This is a genomic window from Lysinibacillus sp. BSL11 (assembly GCF_052928325.1).
This window is the reverse complement of sequence record NZ_JAVGCX010000003.1, coordinates 116,596-137,885: the sequence shown is the minus strand read 5'-3', so window position 1 is coordinate 137,885 and position 21,290 is coordinate 116,596. Positions and strand designations below refer to the sequence as shown.

Annotated in this window: 19 protein-coding genes and 1 other RNA gene; all 20 read right to left on the bottom strand. The window is 38.2% G+C overall.

Going from position 1 to position 21,290, the window contains the following annotated elements; translation table 11 throughout:
* Positions 1-782: 782 nt before the first annotated feature.
* Positions 783-2,027: a hypothetical protein gene (locus RCJ95_RS04970; protein WP_446721971.1), complete on the bottom strand. Its 1,245-nt coding sequence runs from the start codon at positions 2,025-2,027 to the stop codon at positions 783-785.
* A gap of 241 nt (positions 2,028-2,268) precedes the next feature.
* Positions 2,269-2,520 (bottom strand): hypothetical protein, encoded by a 252-nt coding sequence (locus RCJ95_RS04965; protein WP_446721970.1) that lies wholly within the window; start codon positions 2,518-2,520, stop codon positions 2,269-2,271.
* A gap of 53 nt (positions 2,521-2,573) precedes the next feature.
* The gene (locus tag RCJ95_RS04960; RefSeq protein ID WP_446721969.1) at positions 2,574-3,089 is read right to left on the bottom strand and encodes a hypothetical protein; all 516 of its coding nucleotides are present in this window, start codon (positions 3,087-3,089) and stop codon (positions 2,574-2,576) included.
* Positions 3,090-3,375: 286 nt separating this feature from the next.
* Positions 3,376-4,296, bottom strand: coding sequence for a tyrosine-type recombinase/integrase (locus RCJ95_RS04955; protein WP_446721968.1), 921 nt, complete (start codon positions 4,294-4,296; stop codon positions 3,376-3,378).
* A 175-nt stretch (positions 4,297-4,471) separates the two neighbouring features.
* Positions 4,472-4,827: a transfer-messenger RNA gene (ssrA, locus tag RCJ95_RS04950) on the bottom strand.
* 194 nt (positions 4,828-5,021) lie between these two features.
* A complete protein-coding gene (locus tag RCJ95_RS04945; protein WP_446721967.1) occupies positions 5,022-5,945 on the bottom strand; it encodes a DMT family transporter in 924 nt (307 codons plus the stop codon).
* A gap of 208 nt (positions 5,946-6,153) precedes the next feature.
* Positions 6,154-6,462 (bottom strand): Zn-ribbon domain-containing OB-fold protein, encoded by a 309-nt coding sequence (locus RCJ95_RS04940; RefSeq protein WP_446721966.1) that lies wholly within the window; start codon positions 6,460-6,462, stop codon positions 6,154-6,156.
* A gap of 3 nt (positions 6,463-6,465) precedes the next feature.
* Positions 6,466-7,599 (bottom strand): thiolase C-terminal domain-containing protein, encoded by a 1,134-nt coding sequence (locus RCJ95_RS04935; protein WP_446721965.1) that lies wholly within the window; start codon positions 7,597-7,599, stop codon positions 6,466-6,468.
* Positions 7,596-9,077 (bottom strand): class I adenylate-forming enzyme family protein, encoded by a 1,482-nt coding sequence (locus RCJ95_RS04930; protein ID WP_446721964.1) that lies wholly within the window; start codon positions 9,075-9,077, stop codon positions 7,596-7,598. The genes RCJ95_RS04935 and RCJ95_RS04930 overlap by 4 nt, the downstream gene beginning before the upstream one ends.
* A gap of 13 nt (positions 9,078-9,090) precedes the next feature.
* Positions 9,091-9,567 (bottom strand): PCC domain-containing protein, encoded by a 477-nt coding sequence (locus RCJ95_RS04925; protein WP_446721963.1) that lies wholly within the window; start codon positions 9,565-9,567, stop codon positions 9,091-9,093.
* On the bottom strand, positions 9,560-10,309 hold the full coding sequence (locus RCJ95_RS04920; protein WP_009373217.1) for an SDR family NAD(P)-dependent oxidoreductase: 750 nt from the start codon (positions 10,307-10,309) through the stop codon (positions 9,560-9,562). The genes RCJ95_RS04925 and RCJ95_RS04920 overlap by 8 nt, the downstream gene beginning before the upstream one ends.
* A 14-nt stretch (positions 10,310-10,323) precedes the next feature.
* Positions 10,324-11,649, bottom strand: a complete 1,326-nt coding sequence (locus tag RCJ95_RS04915; protein WP_221681198.1) for a TRAP transporter large permease — start codon at positions 11,647-11,649, stop codon at positions 10,324-10,326.
* Positions 11,646-12,143, bottom strand: coding sequence for a TRAP transporter small permease (locus RCJ95_RS04910; protein WP_112116600.1), 498 nt, complete (start codon positions 12,141-12,143; stop codon positions 11,646-11,648). Before RCJ95_RS04910 ends, RCJ95_RS04915 begins: the two co-directional genes overlap by 4 nt.
* A gap of 11 nt (positions 12,144-12,154) precedes the next feature.
* Positions 12,155-13,180, bottom strand: coding sequence for a DctP family TRAP transporter solute-binding subunit (locus RCJ95_RS04905; RefSeq protein WP_446721962.1), 1,026 nt, complete (start codon positions 13,178-13,180; stop codon positions 12,155-12,157).
* Between the two features lie 163 nt (positions 13,181-13,343).
* On the bottom strand, positions 13,344-14,444 hold the full coding sequence (locus RCJ95_RS04900) for a CdaR family transcriptional regulator (RefSeq protein WP_221681197.1): 1,101 nt from the start codon (positions 14,442-14,444) through the stop codon (positions 13,344-13,346).
* Positions 14,445-14,489: 45 nt separating this feature from the next.
* Positions 14,490-15,830, bottom strand: coding sequence for a (Fe-S)-binding protein (locus RCJ95_RS04895; protein ID WP_446721961.1), 1,341 nt, complete (start codon positions 15,828-15,830; stop codon positions 14,490-14,492).
* Positions 15,817-17,232, bottom strand: coding sequence for an FAD-binding oxidoreductase (locus RCJ95_RS04890; protein ID WP_446721960.1), 1,416 nt, complete (start codon positions 17,230-17,232; stop codon positions 15,817-15,819). Before RCJ95_RS04890 ends, RCJ95_RS04895 begins: the two co-directional genes overlap by 14 nt.
* A gap of 229 nt (positions 17,233-17,461) precedes the next feature.
* Entirely contained in the window at positions 17,462-17,926 is a 465-nt protein-coding gene (gene smpB / locus RCJ95_RS04885) for an SsrA-binding protein SmpB (protein WP_009373233.1), read from the bottom strand.
* A 71-nt stretch (positions 17,927-17,997) separates the two neighbouring features.
* On the bottom strand, positions 17,998-20,469 hold the full coding sequence (rnr, locus tag RCJ95_RS04880; RefSeq protein ID WP_446721959.1) for a ribonuclease R: 2,472 nt from the start codon (positions 20,467-20,469) through the stop codon (positions 17,998-18,000).
* A gap of 36 nt (positions 20,470-20,505) precedes the next feature.
* Positions 20,506-21,252, bottom strand: coding sequence for an alpha/beta hydrolase (locus tag RCJ95_RS04875; protein ID WP_004228103.1), 747 nt, complete (start codon positions 21,250-21,252; stop codon positions 20,506-20,508).
* Between the last annotated feature and the right edge of the window lie 38 nt (positions 21,253-21,290).

The window sequence follows — 21,290 nt, the reverse complement described above, 5'->3', positions numbered from 1 at the left end:
TTAGATTATTTAATAGTTAAATTTCCAGGTGTGTTTATTAGAGAAAAAACAAGTTGTCACTTGGCTGTACTTTTATTTAACAAGAACGTATATTACGCACTTTTAGTTGATTATAGTGGAAGTACCAAGGAACCGAGATCCTGCATGAATCGATGTGAAGGAAGCGGCACTTTGTTTGCCCGCGGAAAGCGAGCATCCCGTAACGAAAACCAACTTACCACTTTAATGAAAATATTTAAAATTAGTTAATCGACTTACCTGTTAAATTTTCTAATTACTATAGATTTTTTTATTAAAAAAACACCTAAATATCCTTTATATTCATTGTAACTAAAATAATATATTTGAACACCCTTCATTAATGAAACTTCATTTTCGTTTTCAAATGAGTACTTAACCGTTAGAATAGAAGAAACATTTAATAAATCCAAATAACTATCGTTATGTAACATAAGTTTAATAGTTTGCTAAAACAACATTTTAGAAGACATTTACTGAGGCTATCCAAAAATATAAAAATGCAATTCGAATTCAACTCGAATTGCATTTTTTAGCTATTGGATGAGATAATGGCTTAAGACTCCAGCGTGAAAAACTTCCAAAGAAGGTCATAATGTCAAAGGATGTAATAGCTTTGGAGCGGCTCTTCACAAATTCATCCAAATGATAAAACTAAATGAAAATATAGCGGTTTTTTCTCTAAAATGTGAGTTAATAAAATAATATGCGACCAATAATCAACATATTATTTCTTAGTAGTTAATTTAAATATACTTAATCTATTATTTATTCATCCTTAATGGCAAAGCTGGAATCTGATCATCCTTGTATGCATCCCAATCCCAATAATTATATTTTTCTAAACTTGAAAAATGGTGTTTCTTAGCTATTTTCGTTTGATGATAAATTATATTATTCTCGCTCATACCGAACACTTCTAGAATCGTTTTCGGTTCTGTATCAATTAATATACCATCAGGAATAAAACCGTTCCAATTGACATCATAACTTGTTGTAGGTCTTTGTACCAATCGTTTTTGTTTACCTAACTCGTTATATAAACGTCTTTCATATGAACTTTGTATAGGCGCTCCATAATCAGATATTGGAAGCAAAGCAAAGCTCTGAAACATCGGGATCTCTTTTGAAGAAGGTTTCGTAACAAAACCACCTACAAAATAAGGTCCTTCTAATCCCCTTCTCGCTTCCATCTCTTTATCTAATATTTCTTTACGTACCCTTAATTTTCTCAACTCAGATCCCCCTTTATTTGGATTATAGGCATTGATAATATAATATCCACCATTTAATTCTGTAGGTAGATCTTCTAATACTAACATAGTAAAAGCTCCATATTTAAAACCAACTGATTTTTCAATAATAAAGACTTTCCCCTCCTTTTCGCCTGCATAAAAAATTTCCTTTAAAGGCAAATCACCAATACAATATTTACTTAAAAGAGATTGAATACTATTATAAATCTCAACGAAGGTTTTTGTCGGATAGTTCTTCCCTGCTTCATATCTAATATAACGGTTCCAGGCATGACTACCTATCGTATTTAATAAAGAAAATATCGATAAGTAATGTATACTTTTTCGAATATATCCCCCATTTTTTGAACTGCTGCTGGCATTACAATTATCCTTAGTTTCTTGTTTTAAAAAATCTAAGGGATGAATATTTAGTATAAAGTTCCCCTCTACTTCTTTAACTCCACTCTCATATTCACTCGAAACATTAGAATAAGTGTTTCCATTTCTTGAAAAATAACAGTCTTCGTCATGTACATGTAGAGAACGCTTTTTCAAAAAATAATTCCCGGTTGATTGATAGTATGCTATCGATAGTAATGGTTCCTCCTCCAGACATCCACAATGAATTGTAATTAACCCAGCATCATAATCTCTCTTCAGGGGTGCTAATTTAATATTTTTTTCAGTAGAAGTCCCTCCCTTAAAAAAACTCATATCAAATTGCTCTAAGATCTTATTTTCTCTATTTTTAACTCTAATAATTTCACTCATATAGTTCGTTCCTTTGTGATTTATTTTTATTAAATTATATTTTGTCTTATAGTCACTATCTAATAGCGACCATAAGACATTATTTAATTATCTTAGCCCTACTGTATTCCTTATCTCTTCTAATTTCTTCTCTAAATCTTTATTGCAAATCACAATTGCATCTAGAAACATACTAAATAAAACTTCATCGGATCTTTCAAGACTCACTTTACCAATTTAATGATTGCAATATTTCGTCAAGTCATACCATATCTTTTTCTATACGTATTGTCATTATAAATTGATTCTTCATTAAATATCCTTTTTGTTGGATGAATACCATACTTATCAATATACATATCAAAAACACGTCGAAATTCTCTCTTAAATCTTCATCTGGTATAGGAGGAATACGACCAGCCATTAATGCATCAATTGATTTTTCTTTATACAAATTATCACGTTTTTCTAAAAAGCTCCCTAACTCTTTTTCGTCCTTAACCATTAACTGCAACACTTTATCCCATCGCTGCCCATTTAAGCCGTAATAGTCACAGTAGATGGAAGCTAAAATTTTAGATTTTTTATTGAATTTTCGCTAATTGTCGGAATTCTACCAGTTATCGATTTGACATTATCAAAATTCCATTTTAATAATAATGTTTCATTATACATACCTGCATATTTCTCATTAATAAATCCTAATTTTCTTCGTATCTTTTTTATATTTAAAATGCTTGCAAATACATACTGCCCTAAATAAGGATGTTCTCGTGTAAATTGTGTACTTGAAGCCTTTCTATTCATATAAGCTAACTGTTCGTATTCAATAGTTGCGTATTCATACAATGCATCAACCAAATTATATTCTTGCAGCAACTGTCCCCAATCCCTTTTTACCGATTTAATAATAGCAATGCTGCTTATTGAGCTTTCTTCATCAAATCCTTTTTTTGTTAAGTAGTTTCCTTTTAGAGCCGTAACACGTTTAAACTCAGCTAAATGAACTTCAGTTCTACATGAAACGCATAAATCACTGTAATACATTTTTGTTTCCTGTTTACACACTTTGCATAATGGCAATACATATCTCTCCCTTTAATTACCTAATAAATTAACTTTCTTATTCATATACACTTAGTCAGTGCTGTGAGAAAAGCTACCAAGTATTAAGTTACATATACTCCATTCGTATCGTAAAAATATTTTTACGCACATTATATGTTCCTGTGATGGCAAAGTAAGTGAAACGTAAAATAGCTGTAAAGTAACCCCCATTTAATAAGTGACTACAGATAACATAACCATCACTATGTCATAGAAAATCTCTTAAGTTTGTAGCCACTTCTTCAATGTCCAAATCTAGATACTATGTTGTAACTGCTAAATCTGAATGTCCTAACGCCTTACTAATGAGCGCTATGCTTGCTCCCTTATCATGTAAGTTTTTTGCATAAGCTCTCCTAATAGCATGTGCATTGATATTTGCTAAGCCAAACCGCTTCGAATACTTGTTTAGCTGCTTTGAAATTGCACAGTTTGATGATTTACTAGTGTTCATTTCCAAGCCATTCTGAGTTATAAAGACATTATGATTATCAGTACCAAAATGGGAGCGGATGCCATCATTCATTTTGATTAACAGCTGAAGCATGTCAGCTAGTTCCTTATCAATCGGTAGCTTTAAGAATTTATGATTTTTCAATGTTGAGCCATCCAGATTCAAACACAGATTGTCAAAGTCGATATGTCGTTCTTTAAGTTCTCCTAGCGTGCGAATACGAATACCCGTCTTGTACATCAGCTTAATTGCTACTGCGTCTCTGAAACCAATAAATGAGGTCTGGTCAATAAGTTCTAAGAGCTTATCAATGTCGCTCTCCTTTGCTCCTTTCTTGACTTCCTTATCAATTTTGATGTGAATATTGCACCAAAACTTTTCTTTTATCCAACCGTTGTTATAAAACTTGCTGAGAACAGCTTTCGTTGACTTCAATCGTATCAACTTAGTTGCAGGTGTTACCTTTAGTACATCTAGATAGTGATATAATGCTTCAACTGTAATGTCTTCTACATACATAAGTTTATTAATTGTCATGAACTGCTCAAAGATATACTGATAGCTCTCAATCGTTCGCTGTCTATTTCCTGCTATACGCATCTGTTGGAACACTACTTCAAGTGCATCTTCAATTGTTAAGCAATATCGTTTCGACTCGTAAATTTTCGTTGGCATTACAACTAAATCACCACTTACTGCTAATACACCATGCTTTCTACCTCTAGACATACAAAAAACCTCCCAATTCATAATTTGAATTAGAAGGTCTATGAACAAAAATTAGTTATAAATATGTTATTTATCTCTAGGGATGAAAATAGGGATATTCAACAAGAGTTCAACTCCCGTTCAATATCCCTAGCTTCTAAAACCGTTGATATGACTAAGTTTGTAACCACTTTATGTATGGAGACGGCGGGAGTCGAACCCGCGTCCAGAAACTCCAATACTTCAGCTTCTACGCGTGTAGTTTGCCTATTTACGATTCACGTAACATTATGCCGACAAACAGGCGTCCTGTACGCTAACCTGGAAATCTCTTGCCGATGACTCAGGTGGCACCATCGACCGTATCCCACTAAAGTTGGGCCCCACGTTCTCTACATGGGCGATAGAGAGGCAGAGCGCTTACGAGCTTACGCTGCGAAAGCTAAGTTTTGTTGTTTGCCAGTTATTATATAACTGTCGTTGATGACGGAGCCGAGCCCTCCGACGCGCGACCAAAGCTTGAACCATCCCTGTCGAATCCGTAACGTCCCCGGATATAATCCGGTTATAAACCGTTCGGACAACGCTGCTCAAGGCAGGTTGTAAATGAACATCGTATGAGTAGATGCTCACTGGCATGTGTTACTATTATAAAATAAATAGCTTAAAACATCAAGTAGAGACACTTTATAAGTTGGATCAGCGTTCTTATAGAAACCTTGGAAAAGTTGAACATCTCTACTTTTCTAACATTCTAGTTTATCGCGATTTTTTTTCCTTTGAAGAAGTCTTTCCTCTAAATTGCTTGTGCCGATTATAACCCCTGAAATAATAATTAAACTACCGATAAATTGCTGAAGTGTAATGATTTCATGTAAAAATAAGGCCGCTCCAATGAGTGCGAATATGGTATTAAAATTCACAAAAATAGCGGATTCCGCTGCACCAATGTGTTTTATACATAAGTTATATAGTGTATGTCCGATGGAAGTGGCTAAAATGGCGGACATGAAAAATACGAGCCATATGAACGGGCTGAAGGATACAAAAGCCCCGTAGCTTCGGAAGCTTGTAGCGAATGTGAAAATTAATAAGAGTGATGAGCCTATGAGAAGCATCCAGCCTGTCATCAGCATAGGAGAGATGACTTCAGTTGCACGACGAATTGCGATAAAGCTAAAGGCCTGCAAAAAGAATGACATAAAGACGAGAAAATCACCTAGCTGTAGGTTGGTCAGCTCAGTAATGTCGTCCACCACTGCGAATAGCACGCCAATTCCTCCAAGGGCAAAGCCAATTAATTTAGATTTTGTCATAACCGTGTCTTTAAATAATACGGCAATAAGTGCCGTGAAAAGTGGGCTTAAGCCACTAATAATGGCTGTTTTCATGGCTGTTGTTTGAACGATGCCATATGCTAAAAAGACATGGTGACAAATGACGCCAAAAAAACAACCAATGAATATGTACTTAAATGGCATCCCCTTTATATAAAGCGGCTGCTTTGTTAGCTTTAAAATAATAAAAATCGTAATAGCTGCAAGAAAAATACGCGCCGTTTGTATCGTTAAAGGATCGCCATTGGAAACAATTACTTTTAGCCATGTAACGTTCATGCCCCAAAGAAACATAACGAAAACTAAAATGGAATAAACCTTTGCATTTGCCAAGTCATCACCTCCTGTTTTATTCGATCGCAAGATAAGAAGCTTCTCTATGTTCTATGAGAAAACAGGCTAACACCTGCAGCAGGACCCAAATTGAAATTTGCCTCAATAAAGGAGCATTTATAATAAGTCTAGTAGACTATTCATAAGAAAGTAGGCCGCCAGGAAAGACATCGTCTTCCAAACAGCCTACCATACTTCATCCCCATCCTTAAGCAGTTCTCACCTTTTGATAAATGTATGTTCCATCTTTCATTTCATCTAGCTGTACGAGGTCACCAATTTGGACACTTTCTTGAATACGCACTGTTAGCTTGGCTGTTGAATCCTTTAGCTGGACTAGTGCCACAGTATACGGTGCCAAATGGGCATATTCTGCTGGTGCAATATGAATGACCGTAAAGCTGTACACGGTTCCCTCATCTGGGACTTCTCGTACGTTTTTAATTTCTTGGCGGCAGGTGCTGCAATACACTTTTTTCGTTACTGACTCTACACCACAGCATTCATAAATCTTCATCTGCTACACCCTTTCTAATATGTGGACAACCGAATAAGAACCAGTGCCACCTAAATTTTGTGCAAGTGCTAATCGCGGTCGTTTTTCTAGCTGGTTTGGTGCGTGTCCACGTAATTGGAGTACTAATTGGTAAAACTGTGCCACACCTGTTGCGCCAATAGGATGTCCTCTCGATAATAGACCTCCGCTTGTATTGATAGGCTTTTCTCCGTTCACGCGCGTTTTCCCTTGTTCGATAGCTAGCCAGCCTTCTAATTTCGGGAAAAAACCAAGCTCTTCAATGGCCAGCATTTCTGTCATGGAGAAGCAATCGTGAATTTCCACAACATCAATATCCTCAGGACCAACCCCTGCTTTTTCATAGGCTTGCTGTCCTGAAATGCGAATCGCTGGTAATGATAATAAATCAATGGCATCCTGCATCATTGTCGGTCCTGAAGCCTGTGCAGATGCTACTATTTTAATATCCGATGGCTTACGAGATAACACAACTGCTGCTGCTCCATCTGTAATAGGTGAACAATCGAATAAACCAAGTGGATCTGTAATCATACGTGCATTCATTATTTCTTCGAGTGTTGCTGGTTTTTGGAATTGGGCTAATGGATTCTGTAATGCATTTTCACGGTTTTTCAACGCTAATTTTGCTAAATGGGATTTATTTGCACCTGTCTCATAGAAGTAGCGGTTTGCGACTACGCCAAAAAATCCTGGGAAAGTTAGACCCGCATAACGTTCGTTTGTCGTCTGATCCATTGCAGAGTTAATAAATTGCGTGACAGTGGCGGTTGGGGCATGCTTCATTTTTTCTACACCGACAACTAAAACGCTTTCATATTCGCCACTTAATATACCTAAAATACCTTGCCGTAATGCAATACCACCTGATGCACAGGCACCCTCTAATTTGGCTGTAGGAATGGATCCGAGCCCTAGGTCATTTGCTACGATCGCACCTAGAATTTCTTGATTGGCTAAGCTACCTCCCATATAGTTACCAACAAAAACCGCATCGATTTTTAAGTCTCTTGCCTCATCTAGCGCCTCTTTACTAGCAGTGAGCATTAAATCCTTTAATGAAGCATTTTCATTGTTACCGAACTTCGTCATGCTTACACTATGAACATATACCGTCACTGTGTCACCTCCATATGTTGTTTTACTAGCTCGCGTTTTAAAATCTTCCCGTAGGAGCTTTTTGGTAGGGCTTCTACTACGAAAATTTCTTTTGGCTTTTTAAAGCTCGCTAAATGTTGCTGACAAAGCTCGATTAAGGCATCCTTATCAATTTCCCCACGGCCGTTTGGCACGACATAGGCGACAATGGATTCGCCCCATTTGTCATCTGGAATACCAATTACACATGTTTCCTTGACGAATTCATGCTTGTTCAACACTTCCTCTACTTCTCGCGGATAGATATTTACACCACCTGAAATAATGACCTCCTTTTTGCGGTCCACGATCGATAGGTAGCCATGCGCATCTAGCTTGCCTAAATCGCCTGTATGAAGCCAGCCATCACGCAATGTTTCGGCAGTCGCCTTTTCGTTATTCCAATAGCCTTGCATAATAAGCGGGCCCTTTGCAGTAATTTCGCCTATTTCTCCTACTGGACATTCATTGCCCTCAGCATCCACGATTTTCACATCAACAAATGGTCCAACTCTACCACATGAATCAAGGCGATATGGTAAATCCTCGCGTGGCATCATCGAAATGCACATCGGTCCCTCTACTTGACCATAGGTTTCTACAAATTTTGTTCCTACTTTATCTAGTGCCTCTTGCAACTTAGCGGCAGCGATCGGGGAGCCTGCCATATTAATCGATTTAATGGTACGAAGCTTCTGCGGGTTGAACTGATCGTGCTGAATCATTAGGTTGACCATCGTTGGGACTAGGAAAATGATTGAAATACGGTCCTGCTCTAATAAATGAACAAATTGCTCTGGCTCAAATTTATCGTAAATAACTTGTGTTAAGCCATAGAGCCATGCCACATGACTTAAAAAGTTTGCCCCGTGTGTCAGTGGTGCGACGTGACCAAGCATATCCGTATAGTCAACTTCACACGCTATTGCTAAGGATAGGGCTCCACTAACCATATTGCGATGTGATAGCATAACGCCTTTCGGATTACCTGTCGTTCCTGAAGTATACATAATGGCCATCGTATCATTTTCGTTCACTTCATTTTCATGGGATTGCCCTTTAAACTGTTTCACTACTAGCTCATACGGTTCTCCACAATAAAGAATTGGAAAGTCAATATGTAGCGGATCAATTAATGATTTTTCACCAATCATCAGACTCATGCCTGAATCCTTCACCTGATACTCATGTTCTTTCGGATGCAATCGGTAATTAAGTGGGACTTTAATAAGACCATATAAAGAAACAGCTACATCAAGCTCTATATGCTCTAATCGATTTGACATTAAAATACCTACGCGCTCTCCTTTTTGTAAGTTAAGGCTTTTAAAATAAGCTGTTAGAGCATAGACCCGTTCCATCAAATTGGTATAGGAAATCGCACGATCTTTGAATTTAACTGCTATTTTATCTGGATACGCTCGAGCCGATTTCAGTGCTAATTGGCCAATTGTACTCATTTATCTTCCCCCCCTATTCATCAAAATGAAAAATTAGAACCCCAAATTGGTGATCCTTCCGTCTTTTCGGTATCGCCTCTCTTAATGGATAGAGGATGAATTCGACTGTGATAGCGATTTCATTTTCTCCTTCAAGAAAATGACCACCAGTAAAATGTTGATCACAATCGACAAAAGATCCATGGAAATGAATATCTAAATCATTCGTCTCCATATCTATTCCAATAAACCCTAAACCAGAAATAAGTTCGACCGGAGAGGTAGTTTGCCGTTTTGGTGAATAAACAATGGTCCCTTGCTTTTCACCTCTTTGAACTTGGACATAGGTAGCCTGCTTTAGGGATCCCATGCATTGAAATTGCCCTCCCTTTACCCCAAAGTGATTGCAAACCTCTTTTATCCCTGTAAATAAATCCGTTCCTGCTTTCAATCTTCCGATAATTCTATCCGTAGGTCGGTCATACAAAGCTTGCCAACGAGAATTATCCAATACTAATCCCTCCATCTACCTTTAACACCTGAGCAGTTGCATAGCTAGCCTCCCTCGATGCAAAGTATAAGACAGCACTTGCAATATCATCAGGTGTGCCGATACGCTTAATAACCTGCTGATCTAAATTGTATGGAACCCCTGTTGTAATACCTGTTAAGGTTGCGCCTGGTGCCACAGAGTTACAAGTAATATTAAGTGGGCCAAGCTCTTTTGCTACCCATTTCGTAAGGGCAATAACCCCTCCTTTTGATGCAGCATAAGCTGGACCTGAGCGACCTGTACCATCTTCGCCAGAGGTAACACCGCCGTTTAAACCTGAAACTGAGCTAATATTAATAATCCGACCATATTGTGCATCCTTCATATGTGGGTACACACATGCCTGGGTAAACATAAACGTTGCTTTTAAGTTCGTATCAAGATCACGCGACCATTCCTCAAAAGTCATTGTTTCAATATTTTTTCGGCTACATGTCCCAGCATTGTTCACCAAGATATGAATCTCTCCATACTTTTCAACTGTGCGATTGACTGTTGCTTTCACAAACTCTGCATCACGAATATCTCCTAAGCATTCTAAATAGCTATCATGTGCTAGTTTTTCAATTGTTTTCTCACATGAATTTAAGTCAACTAAAACAACATGTACCCCTTGCTTTGAAAGCTGGACCGCAACTGCTTGTCCAATACCACTTGCTGCTCCTGTAACAATCGCTACATCATCTTTTAATGTCATCATAGTTTTCCCCTTTGCTATTTAATATTTAATAAATCTGGTAAAAATGTTGATAGAGAAGGTATATAGGTTACAAGTAATAAAACGATAACCGAAGCAACAATAAACGGGACCACCCCTTTTGAAATTTGAACGATATTGGCCTTTGAAATACTGGCAGCAACATATAAATTCAAGCCAACAGGTGGTGTAAATAAGCCGATTGCTAAGTTAATCGTCATAAACACGCCAAATACAGCCGGGTCTACATCGAGCATTAACATAATTGGAAGTAATATCGGGACAAATATATAAAACGCAGAAATGGCATCGATAAATGCACCAGCAATTAATAGAATAATATTTACTAGTAGTAAAATAATGATTTTATTATCTGTTAAACCTAAAACGGTATCTGAAATAGTTGAGGCAATTTGCTCTGTTGTGACAATATAGGCAAAGACAGAGGCGGCACTTACGATAATCATTACAACTGCTGTTTGTAACGCCGATTCAATAAAAATACGATACATCATTTTTATGTAGCCTTTTCGATGGATAAACAGTCCTACAATTAGTCCATATACAACCGCAATAACTGCCGCTTCTGTTGGTGTGAAAAACCCTCCATAGATTCCACCTAAAATAATGACAGGAATCATTAATCCAGGAAGTGCCTTAATAAATGCATCCCAGCGTTCTTTTCCTGTACTTTTTTGCTTAACTGCTTCCACAGAGTCATTAAAAATACCTTTTTTAATGTCTCGTTTACGAACGTACATTCCAGCAATAAATAAACCGATCCCTACTAAAATACCTGGTATAACCCCTGCCATAAAAAGACGGTTAATTGTAATTGGGATTTGATCTCCTGCTACTACTGCAAAAATAATGAAGGCAATCGATGGGGGAATAATAATACCTATCGCACCCGCACTCGCCACTAATCCCCCAGCAGTTTCTTTACGGTAGCCATTTTTCACCATTGCCGGAATGAGAATACCTCCAATGGCAGCAACTGTGGCTGGACCAGACCCTGAAATAGCAGCGAAGAAAATTGCTACTAATACCGTTACAAGAACAATCCCACCTTTACGATGTCCAACTAATGTTTGTGCAAAATCGATTAAACGCTTAGAAATTCCGATATGGTCCATAATGACACCCGCTAAAATAAAGAATGGAATCGCTAATAGCGTAAACTTTGCCACGCTCGTATACATAATATCTGTTAATGCCTCAAATCCAGATAGCCCTTGTGATGTAAATAGCACTATCATTGAAGCTACTGCTAAGGACGCAGCAATGGGTACCCTTAAAAATACGAGCACGATAAAGGAGCCAAAAAGTAATAATGCTATCATGCTAGCTCATCTCCTTCCGCTCCATTCCCTTCATTACTTACCGCTTTATATTCTTCAACCATCGCTTGAACTGTACGAATTAAACATAGTAATGCACCTAGTGGTAAGGCAGAAGATAAAATCCACTGCGGCATTCCTAATGCCGGTGTTGTTTGATTAATCTCCATTTGGAACAATACCATATCAATGCCGTAATAAAGTAATACTGCAAACAATACACCACTTGCTACTGATGAAATAATGACAATTGCCTTTTTTGTCAGCTTATTCCCTTTATCAAACAATAAGGTAAAACCAAGGTGTGCGTATCTACGCACACCTAATGCTGTACCAACAAATGTAAGCAATACTAACAAATTAACTGTGATTTCTTCTGTAAAAGAAAGGGATAAGTTGACTAAATTACGAGAAACAATGTTTACAAATGTTATAAATGTAATCGCTGCAAATGTAACGCTTAATATAATCTCTTCAAAATAGTCTAAGAATTTCATATGTTTCCCCCTTATGGCGTAAACGCTTTCAATAAATCTTCTCCCCAAATATCCGTATATTTATCATAAATAGGCTGAACAGCTTTTTTAAACGCTTCCAATTCTGCATCTGTTGGCGTATAAACATTCATTCCTTTAGCTTTTAAATCTTCAATTTGTGATGCTTCTTTTTCACGTGCAATTTTCACTTGATATGCAGCTGCCTCTTTACCCAGGCGATCAAATAATTCACGGTCTGCATCACTTAAAGAATCATAGAGCTTTTTATTCATACCTAACACTAATGGATCATATGAATAGTTCCACAATGTTAAGTAATCCTGAACTTCGTCAAGCTTTGACGAAGCAATAACATCAATAGGATTTTCTTGCCCATCAATCGTTCCTTGCTGCAATGCTGTAAACACTTCTGAGAATGTCATTGTTGCAGGATCTGTTCCTAATGAACGGTATAAATCTGTGTACATGGTAATACCAGGTATACGAATCTTTAATCCATTTAAATCTTCTGGTAGCTTAATTTCACGCTTACTATTCGTTAATTGACGGAAACCATTCTCTCCATAGCCTAAAGCTTGTACACCCTTTTCAGCTAAAAGTTCTTTAAGCTTTTCTCCCCCTTCTCCATTAAACACTTTATCTACCTCTGAATGATCCTTAAGTAAAAAAGGTGCACTTGTCACACCAAAACGTTGATCTAAAATCGAATAAATAATCGTAGAGTTAAATGTTAAATCAATTGAACCCTTTGCTAAGCCTTCAACAGCCTTACCCGAATCTCCCCCAGATAATTGTTCATTCGTAAATACTTCAATTTTAACGCGACCATCTGTTTCTTTATCCATATCATCTGCCAGTTTTTTTGCTGCCTCATACCATGTTGATGAATCTGATACTGTGACAGACATTTTTAATTTATATGACTTTTCTTTATCATCAGCATCCCCGCTACTGCTACCACCACAGGCAGCTAGTATTGCTGATACGATCAAGAGCATAGCCAAGAGAAGATTTCTCCCTTTTAAAAATTTCCTCATAAAATATCCCCCTACTCTTTTTATATTAGATTCTATAATTATTTTATAATTCCGAAAAATCTAAATATATATTCCTAGGGGATAAAAAGTTACATAATAATTGAGTGATTTTTGTCTCTAACAAATAAAAATCATACAAATAACAGCATTTTCAAGTATTTAATTAAACGCTTTTTCTTTTTCGAAACAGCAAAATAGCAATCATTAATTCCAATTTATTTTCATTATTATTAATATCAATCTTTAAAAGCTTTTCTATTTTTTTTAAGCGATATTTTAATGTATTTTTATGAATATGAAGGGCATCAGCAATTTCCTGTAAGCCCCCTTTACTTTTTAGCCACATTTCTAGATTGTATATTAGTTCTTCTTCCTCTAATAAAGAACCAATTGTTCTGCCGATGAAATGGCCAACCTTTTGTTCATCAAGGTCGGACAATAGTAACTCTAATTTCAAATCCTCTTCAAATACTATTTGTCTATTTTCTATAGCAACCGTTAACGCTATATTTGCTTCATTGTAGGATGCATTTAGCTCAAAGAAGGAATGTGAGTTGCCGACACCTATAAATATATCGTCATCATATAGCTTTATAAGTTTGCGGTTAAATGAATGAAGTGTTTGCTCTAAATGAATACGCGTTATTTTTGGGACAAGCAACACTAGCTTATCAAAGCTCCATTGAAAAATATGTAATTGAGGATGGATTATTTGAATTGCACGCAAATAATCCACCCCCTTCTCATCGATTCTCTTATTCAATTGAATTATAATAATTCGATTGTAGAGCTCTGTATCAATATTTAACATTTCTGCTCGTTGCTCTAGCAACAATTGATTTACCTGACCATTTAATAAATCTAGCAGGAAGAGCTCAAACATTTTAGTCTCTCGTTCTTTTTTACGGTGCATTAAAAAATCTTCCACAAAAAACTGTGTAATTTTCTGAACAAGTTTCCCATATTTTTCTATTTCCGCAGGTTGGCCAGTAACACCAATTACTCCAATTGATGTATCTTCAATAACTAATGGCATGACAAGACCCTCACGCACACCCTTCAATTGAATCGACAGCTCCTTCGTCATATGCATGACTTCTTTGTTTTTCATGGCTATTAAAGCACCTTCATGAAATTGATTCATCCTCGACATGTCTGTGCTGGCAATAATAAATCCATTATGATCGATTACAACAACATTTTGATCAATCAACTCACCAAGCTCTCTTACAATTTTTGTGCCAATTATTTGCAAATCAAACATTGTGCCACCCCCCATAAAGATTAATATACTGATTATGCCGAAAATTTAGTATATTTTAGCTATTTTACTACAGTTTTCTATGCTCTTGTAGATAAAATCAACAATATGTGAGGCATACATGCTTGATTCTAGCTTTTCCTTATGGATACCAGATTGAATTTGTAACAAGCAACCAGGGTTGGCCGTAACGATAACTGTGGGCTGTAGCGCCTTTATCGTTGCCATTTTTGTAGCTAAAATGGCATTAGCTGATGCAGGTTGCAATAAATTATATATTCCTGCTGAACCACAACATGTGTTGGCATTTGGCAGTTCTGTGAAAAGGACATTCGGTAGCGCCTGTAAAATCATTCTTGGCTCATTGAAGACTTTATTGACATTGCGTAAATGACAGGAATCCTGATACGTTACAAGTGTTTGCTTCGCTTGTTGTGGCAAGGTTGCTAAATAATCAAGCAGACCAGCTTTGACAAGCAGGCTTGAAATATCAATTGTCTTCTTTGAAAATCGAACTGCCTTTTCACGATACTGATCATCACTCTGTAAATGCTTCTCATACTCCTTCAAGAAAGCTCCACAGCCACCAGCATTATTAACAATATAAGTGTAATCATCTGAATCAAATAGCTCTACATTACGAATTAAGTTTTGCTTACCACGCTTTAGCTCCCCACTATGTCCATGCAGAGCCCCACAGCAACTTTGATTATCTGGAATAATAACATCCACACCAAGCATTTGTAGCAAGAATACTGTTTTATCGTTTGTTTCCTTATAAAGCGTATCCATTAAACAGCCTGTAAAAAAGGCCACCTTCATCGTAGCTGGTTTCTCCTGTTTGAATGGCTGTATTTTTCTTGCCATGGGTGGTAGAGATGCCTCCATTGTTTTTACATGCTTGGGGAATAAATTTAAAAAGCCAATTTTTCGCACAGCCTTTTGTAGGCCTGTTTTTTGATAAAGATGCAGTAGGCTGACGGCATGTTGCATATTTTTTTGTTTGACGAAAAGATTATTAAAAACAATTGTACGTGTTGTTTTTTCTACGAGGGATGCGTGCTTCACTTCTTGTACCGCCTCACGCGTTTGCTCGATCAAAGCACCATACTGTACGCCAGCCGGACATGCTGGCTCACAAGCACGACATCCTAAACATAAATCAAATGACTTCTCAATGGACGCATCAAAGGGTACTATTCCATCACGCACCGCCTTCATTAAGGCAATACGCCCACGAGGTGATTGGGCCTCATCTTGCTCTGTATGAAGATATGTCGGACAGCTTGGCAAACAGAAACCGCATCTCATACAGTCCAGTAATAAATTTTCATCGATATGCGTCTCGAAGGATTGTTGCATTTGCTGCTGAACATTAGTTGCCACCATCTACCACCACTCTTTTCTTCGTCTCTTTTGCAAAAACTTTGCCAGGATTCATAATATTGTTTGGATCAAAGGCTTGTTTAATGTTTTTCATTACAGTAATACCAACAGGACCAATCTTCCATTCTAAATAAGGTGCTTTCATTTCACCTATACCGTGCTCCCCTGTAATCGTGCCACCTAGCGAAAGTGCTGCCTCAAAAATTTCCGCAAACGCCGCTTCCACACGGTGCATCTCATCTTCATCTCGCAGGTCTGTTAAGCATGTAGGATGCAAATTCCCATCCCCTGCATGACCAAATGTGGCAATATTAACCTTGTACTTTTCGGAAATATCATTAATTCTCTTCACCATTTTGGCCAGCTCTGATCGTGGTACTGTGGCATCCTCTAAAATAACTGTCGGTTTTAATTTTGCTAATGCTGATAAGGCGACACGTCTTGCTGTTTTAATTTGCTCCGCTTCCTGTGCATCTTTTGCAATTTGCGTAAAAAGAGCACCATTTTCTTCCGCAATTCGTACCATTTCTTTGACATCTTGTTCTACTTGATACATTTCACCATCCTGCTCGAGTAGGAGCATTGCTTCTACATCTGTTGAGAGACCTATTTTCATGTATTGCTCGACGGCGCTAATTGTTTTTTTATCAAGAAATTCTAGCGTTACTGGAATGATTTTATGTGCAATAATACTAGATACTGTTCTCGCTGCATCCTCTAAAGATTCAAAGTATGCGATGCTCGTCATTTTATATTGTGGTAAAGGGATAAGCTTTAAGGTAATGGCTGTTACTACACCTAATGTTCCCTCTGCTCCAACAAATAATGAGGTGAGGTCATAGCCTGCTACGTCCTTTGCTAGTTTGCCACCTGTTTCTAGAATATCTCCGTTCGGTAAAACAATTTGTAACCCTTTCACATAATCCTTTGTTACACCGTATTTTAACCCCCGCAGGCCACCTGAGTTTTCACTGACATTGCCACCAATTGTAGAAATTCTCATTGAGCTTGGATCAGGAGGGTAAAATAAACCATGTGATTCAACAAATATACAAAGATTCTCGGATATAATACCTGGCTGTACTGTAATCGTTAAATTTTCCTTATCAAAATTTACAATTTGATCCATTCTATTAAATAAAATCACTACCCCTCCCTCATAAGGCACCGTTCCTGCTGCAAGGTTTGTCCCAGAGCCTCGAGGAATAATTGAAATCTTATATTCATTACATACTTTTAAAACCTCCGCAATTTCCTCTGCATTCCCTGGTGAAATAACAAGATCAGGTAAGCGCTGGAAGTTTGCTGTTGCATCATAGGAATAAGCTAAGAGCTGTGCAGTTGAGCTTTTTACGTATTTTTCACCAACAATGTGCGTAATTTTTTCGATAACTGTTTTATTCATAAGACTCACCTCGAAATGAATTATGTAGTTACTACAATTTTAATTGTTGGAATTTTCTAAACATATGTCTTGGAAGATAAAAAAGGGGATTATATTTTAATTTTTTTGTGTTATCGGACCAAAAAAAGAAGCTGTTGGATTTATCCAAACAGCTTCTAACAAATTTGCTTCAATATAGAAAAAAACAGATGAGAAAGTGTGGCACTTGCCTGCTTTCTCATCAGCCTTTTTAACGCTGGCGTTCCTTGAAGGCACGTTCCATCTCGCGTTTAGCTTCTTTTTTGCGCATGTCGCTGCGCTTATCGTAGTCTTTTTTCCCTTTACCGATGCCAATTAGGAGCTTGGCGTAGCCATCCTTGATGTACATTTTCAATGGGACGATTGTGTAGCCGTCACGTTTTACGGCACCGACTAGCTCGCCGATCTGCTTTTTGTGGAGCAGCAACTTGCGGGTGCGTAGTGGATCGTGGTTGAAACGGTTGCCTTGTTCGAAGGCGCTAACGTGCATATTGTTGATCCATGCTTCGCCATTGCGGACGCGGACAAAGGAGTCTTTCAGTTGGACTTTGCCTGCACGGATGGATTTGATTTCTGTGCCAGTTAGGACCATGCCTGCTTCAATTGTTTCTTCGATGAAGTAGTCGTGGCCTGCTTTTTTGTTTTGTGCTAATACTTTACCAGAACCTTTTGCCATATCTTTCACCCTCTACTTAAAAGGTTGAGCTTAAGCGAAAGCACCCTTTCAATGGATACTTTCGCTTAGGCTTATTTACGTTTTGTTTTTTTCTTTTTGCCTTTTTTGGCAATGCCCTCATAGAACTTTTGCTTTTGCTTCACGCGTTTTTTAGGACCTGGGCTTGAGTCATCTTTGCGGCGTCCACGTGGATCACGTTCACTTTCACGTCGTTCACCTTGCTTTGATGAGCTACGAGTTCCACGGTCATCCTCTTGACGACCGCCTCTACGATTGCCACCACGCCCGCCTTTTTCCTCATCACTGCGTGTGCTTCGGCGACTGCGTCCACCTTTGTTATCGCTGTAATTTTTACGTGCATGAATAACAGTTGGTGCTGCTTTGCGTGTTCGTCCATATGAAGTTACCATTCCAACGATTTCAAAGTCAATGGATGACTCCTCAATAATGACATTTGCCACACGAACTGTCACTTCATCCCCAATACGGAATTGGCGATTCGTTCGTTCCCCGATCATAATCATTTGACGATCATCGAAGCGGTAGTAATCATCAGTCATATTGCTAATATGGACTAGTCCTTCGATGGTGTTTGGTAGCTCAACGAAAATACCGAAGTTTGTAATGGATGAAACAATCCCTTCGAATTCTTCGCCAATTTTGTCGGACATATATTGTGCTTTTTTCAGTGCGTCTGTATCACGTTCTGCATCAACAGCACGACGTTCACGCTCAGACGTGTGGTCAGCAATTTCATCCATTGCCATACTCCACTGTGCAATGGTTTCTCTCGATGTATCCTTGTTAATTAAATACGTACGAATTAAACGGTGTACAACTAAGTCAGGATAACGACGAATTGGTGATGTGAAGTGTGTATAGAAATCCGTTGATAAGCCAAAATGTCCAAGACTTTCAGGGTAGTACTTCGCCTGCTGCATTGAACGTAAGAGCATCGTTGAGATAACAGGCTCCTCTGGCATACCTTCAATGGCCTTCAATACATCCTGTAATGCCTTAGGATGAACGGTATTACCAGTACCTTTAATTAAAATACCGAAGTTCGTGACAAATTCAAAGAAGCGTTGAAGCTTCTCAGGCTTTGGATCTTCGTGAATACGGTATATAAACGGTACATTCATCCAGTGGAAGTGCTCTGCCACTGTTTCATTGGCAGCTAGCATGAAATCTTCAATTAATTTCTCCGCTACTGTCCGTTCACGTAATTCAATATCAACGGGCCATCCTTCTTCGTTTACGATTACCTTGGATTCTTTGAAGTCAAAGTCAATGGCTCCTCGCATTTCGCGTTTACGGCGTAAAATACCCGACAGCTCAGCCATGTTTTTAAACATTGGAACAAGTGGCTCATAGCGTTCAATTAGTGCCTCATCCTGCTCCTCTAAAATCTTGTAAACGTCCTTATATGTCATACGCTCAGTCGTTTTAATGACACTTTGGAAAATTTCATGTGCAACCACATTACCATTCGCATCAATAATCATTTCACAGGATAGTGTTAAACGGTCAACCTGTGGATTTAATGAACAAATGCCATTTGATAAACGATGTGGAATCATTGGAATGACACGGTCTGTTAAATAAACACTTGTCGCACGATCGTAAGCTTCAATGTCAATGACCGAGCCTTGCGTTACATAATAACTTACGTCTGCAATATGTACGCCAAGCTTATAAGTTCCATCTACATTTTTCGTTACAGTTACGGCATCATCTAAATCCTTTGCATCTGCCCCATCAATTGTCACAATCGTTTCATGACGTAAATCACGACGACCTACTAAATCGGCCTCTGTAATTTCATCTGGCACGCGCTGTGCAGCAGCAATGACTTCATCTGGGAATTCAGGTGGAATGCCATGCTTATACAAAATGGATAAAATATCCACACCTGGATCATTTTTATGCCCTAAAATTTTTGTAATATAGCCTGTAGCAGATTTTAAATCCTCTGGCCATGTTGCTACCTCAACAACAACCTTATGTCCATCGACAGCCCCTAATGTATCTCCTTTGGCAATAAAGATATCCATTGGTAGCTTTTTATCGTCTAGAACAACAAAGCCGAAGCCACGGTTAGCCTGGAATGTACCGACAAAGCTTGTTTGACCACGCTCGACGACCTTTGTAACCGTACCTTCACGTCGATCACCGAATGATTCCTTTAAAACACGTATCAGAACGATGTCTCCGTTAATGGCACCGTTAATTTCATGCGGTGGAATGAACACATCATCCATGCCCTCGACGTCAGGTGTCACGAAGCCAAAGCCCTTCGCATGTCCGATAAATTTACCTCTTAGCAAATTCATACGCTCTGGTAGGCCATAGCGATTGGAGCGGGAACGCACAACTAAGCCTTGCCCTTCCATGCGGACAAGTGTTTTCACAAGCTCCTTGAACTCCTCCGCATCCTCAAAGCCAAATTCATCCTCGATTTCACCGACTGTTAGTGGTTTATAATCATCTGTGCTGAAAAAATCGAGTAAACGACTTTGTAGTGTATCTTTTTGGTCTTTCATACATATTCCCTCCTTCATGAGAAAATCCTATTTATATTATTGTGCCCAATTTAGGCTTTCTAAAAAGCGATAAATGTCCTCATGTAATTGATCTTTTTCTTGATCTAATGTAATAACATGTTTTGAGTTTTCATACCACTTGATGTGCTTTTCAAGTGACTCAGTTTGATTATATATAATGTTGGCAGATTCTGTCTCTATTACTTCATCATTTGTAGCTTGTACGACGAAAATAGGCGCATAAATCATGTCAATTTCTTGACGAGTGCGGGCTATAAATTCTCGAAGCTGCTGTAGAGATGGCATGCCTTTGTCAGCAATACTTGCAACTTCAGCTTCAATTTGTTCTTCCTGTTTCCCTTGGAACTTTTTATAGTCCCTTGCATATTTCAAGACACCCTCAAACATAACGTCGGTTGTACGCATTGTCATAGGGGCACACATTGTCACAATGCCTTTAACAGGATTATTTAATGCAACGTTTAATGCCATAACACCGCCTAATGAAAGTCCAGCAACGGCTATTTCCTGATAGCCAGCATCCTGTAACTGTTTGTAGGCGGCAATAACATCCTGCCACCAGTCTGCTGGACCTGTTGTGATTAGTTCTTCTGGTTCCACACCGTGACCTTTATAGTGAGGTGCTAATGTAGTATACCCTTTTTTCTCTAAAAATCTACCAAGCATTCGTACGTCTGCAGAGCTTCCTGTGAAGCCGTGTAATAATAAAACAGCACGTGGTCCTGCCTGAAAGAAAAATGGCTGTGATAATGATTTGTTCACTGTAAGCACTCCTTCATTCTAAAACACTTATACATACT

Bases quoted from the DNA above. Each gene is read 5' to 3' on its own strand.
- RCJ95_RS04915 (WP_221681198.1), bottom strand. From the start codon at position 11,649: ATGATAGCATTATTACTTTTTGGCTCCTTTATCGTGCTCGTATTTTTA.
- RCJ95_RS04930 (WP_446721964.1), bottom strand. From the start codon at position 9,077: ATGAGTACAATTGGCCAATTAGCACTGAAATCGGCTCGAGCGTATCCA.
- RCJ95_RS04970 (WP_446721971.1), bottom strand. From the start codon at position 2,027: ATGAGTGAAATTATTAGAGTTAAAAATAGAGAAAATAAGATCTTAGAG.
- RCJ95_RS04920 (WP_009373217.1), bottom strand. From the start codon at position 10,309: ATGATGACATTAAAAGATGATGTAGCGATTGTTACAGGAGCAGCAAGT.
- RCJ95_RS04955 (WP_446721968.1), bottom strand. From the start codon at position 4,296: ATGTCTAGAGGTAGAAAGCATGGTGTATTAGCAGTAAGTGGTGATTTA.
- rnr (WP_446721959.1), bottom strand. From the start codon at position 20,469: ATGAAAGACCAAAAAGATACACTACAAAGTCGTTTACTCGATTTTTTC.
- smpB (WP_009373233.1), bottom strand. From the start codon at position 17,926: ATGGCAAAAGGTTCTGGTAAAGTATTAGCACAAAACAAAAAAGCAGGC.
- RCJ95_RS04900 (WP_221681197.1), bottom strand. From the start codon at position 14,444: ATGTTTGATTTGCAAATAATTGGCACAAAAATTGTAAGAGAGCTTGGT.
- RCJ95_RS04905 (WP_446721962.1), bottom strand. From the start codon at position 13,180: ATGAGGAAATTTTTAAAAGGGAGAAATCTTCTCTTGGCTATGCTCTTG.
- RCJ95_RS04910 (WP_112116600.1), bottom strand. From the start codon at position 12,143: ATGAAATTCTTAGACTATTTTGAAGAGATTATATTAAGCGTTACATTT.
- RCJ95_RS04895 (WP_446721961.1), bottom strand. From the start codon at position 15,830: ATGGTGGCAACTAATGTTCAGCAGCAAATGCAACAATCCTTCGAGACG.
- RCJ95_RS04890 (WP_446721960.1), bottom strand. From the start codon at position 17,232: ATGAATAAAACAGTTATCGAAAAAATTACGCACATTGTTGGTGAAAAA.
- RCJ95_RS04940 (WP_446721966.1), bottom strand. From the start codon at position 6,462: ATGAAGATTTATGAATGCTGTGGTGTAGAGTCAGTAACGAAAAAAGTG.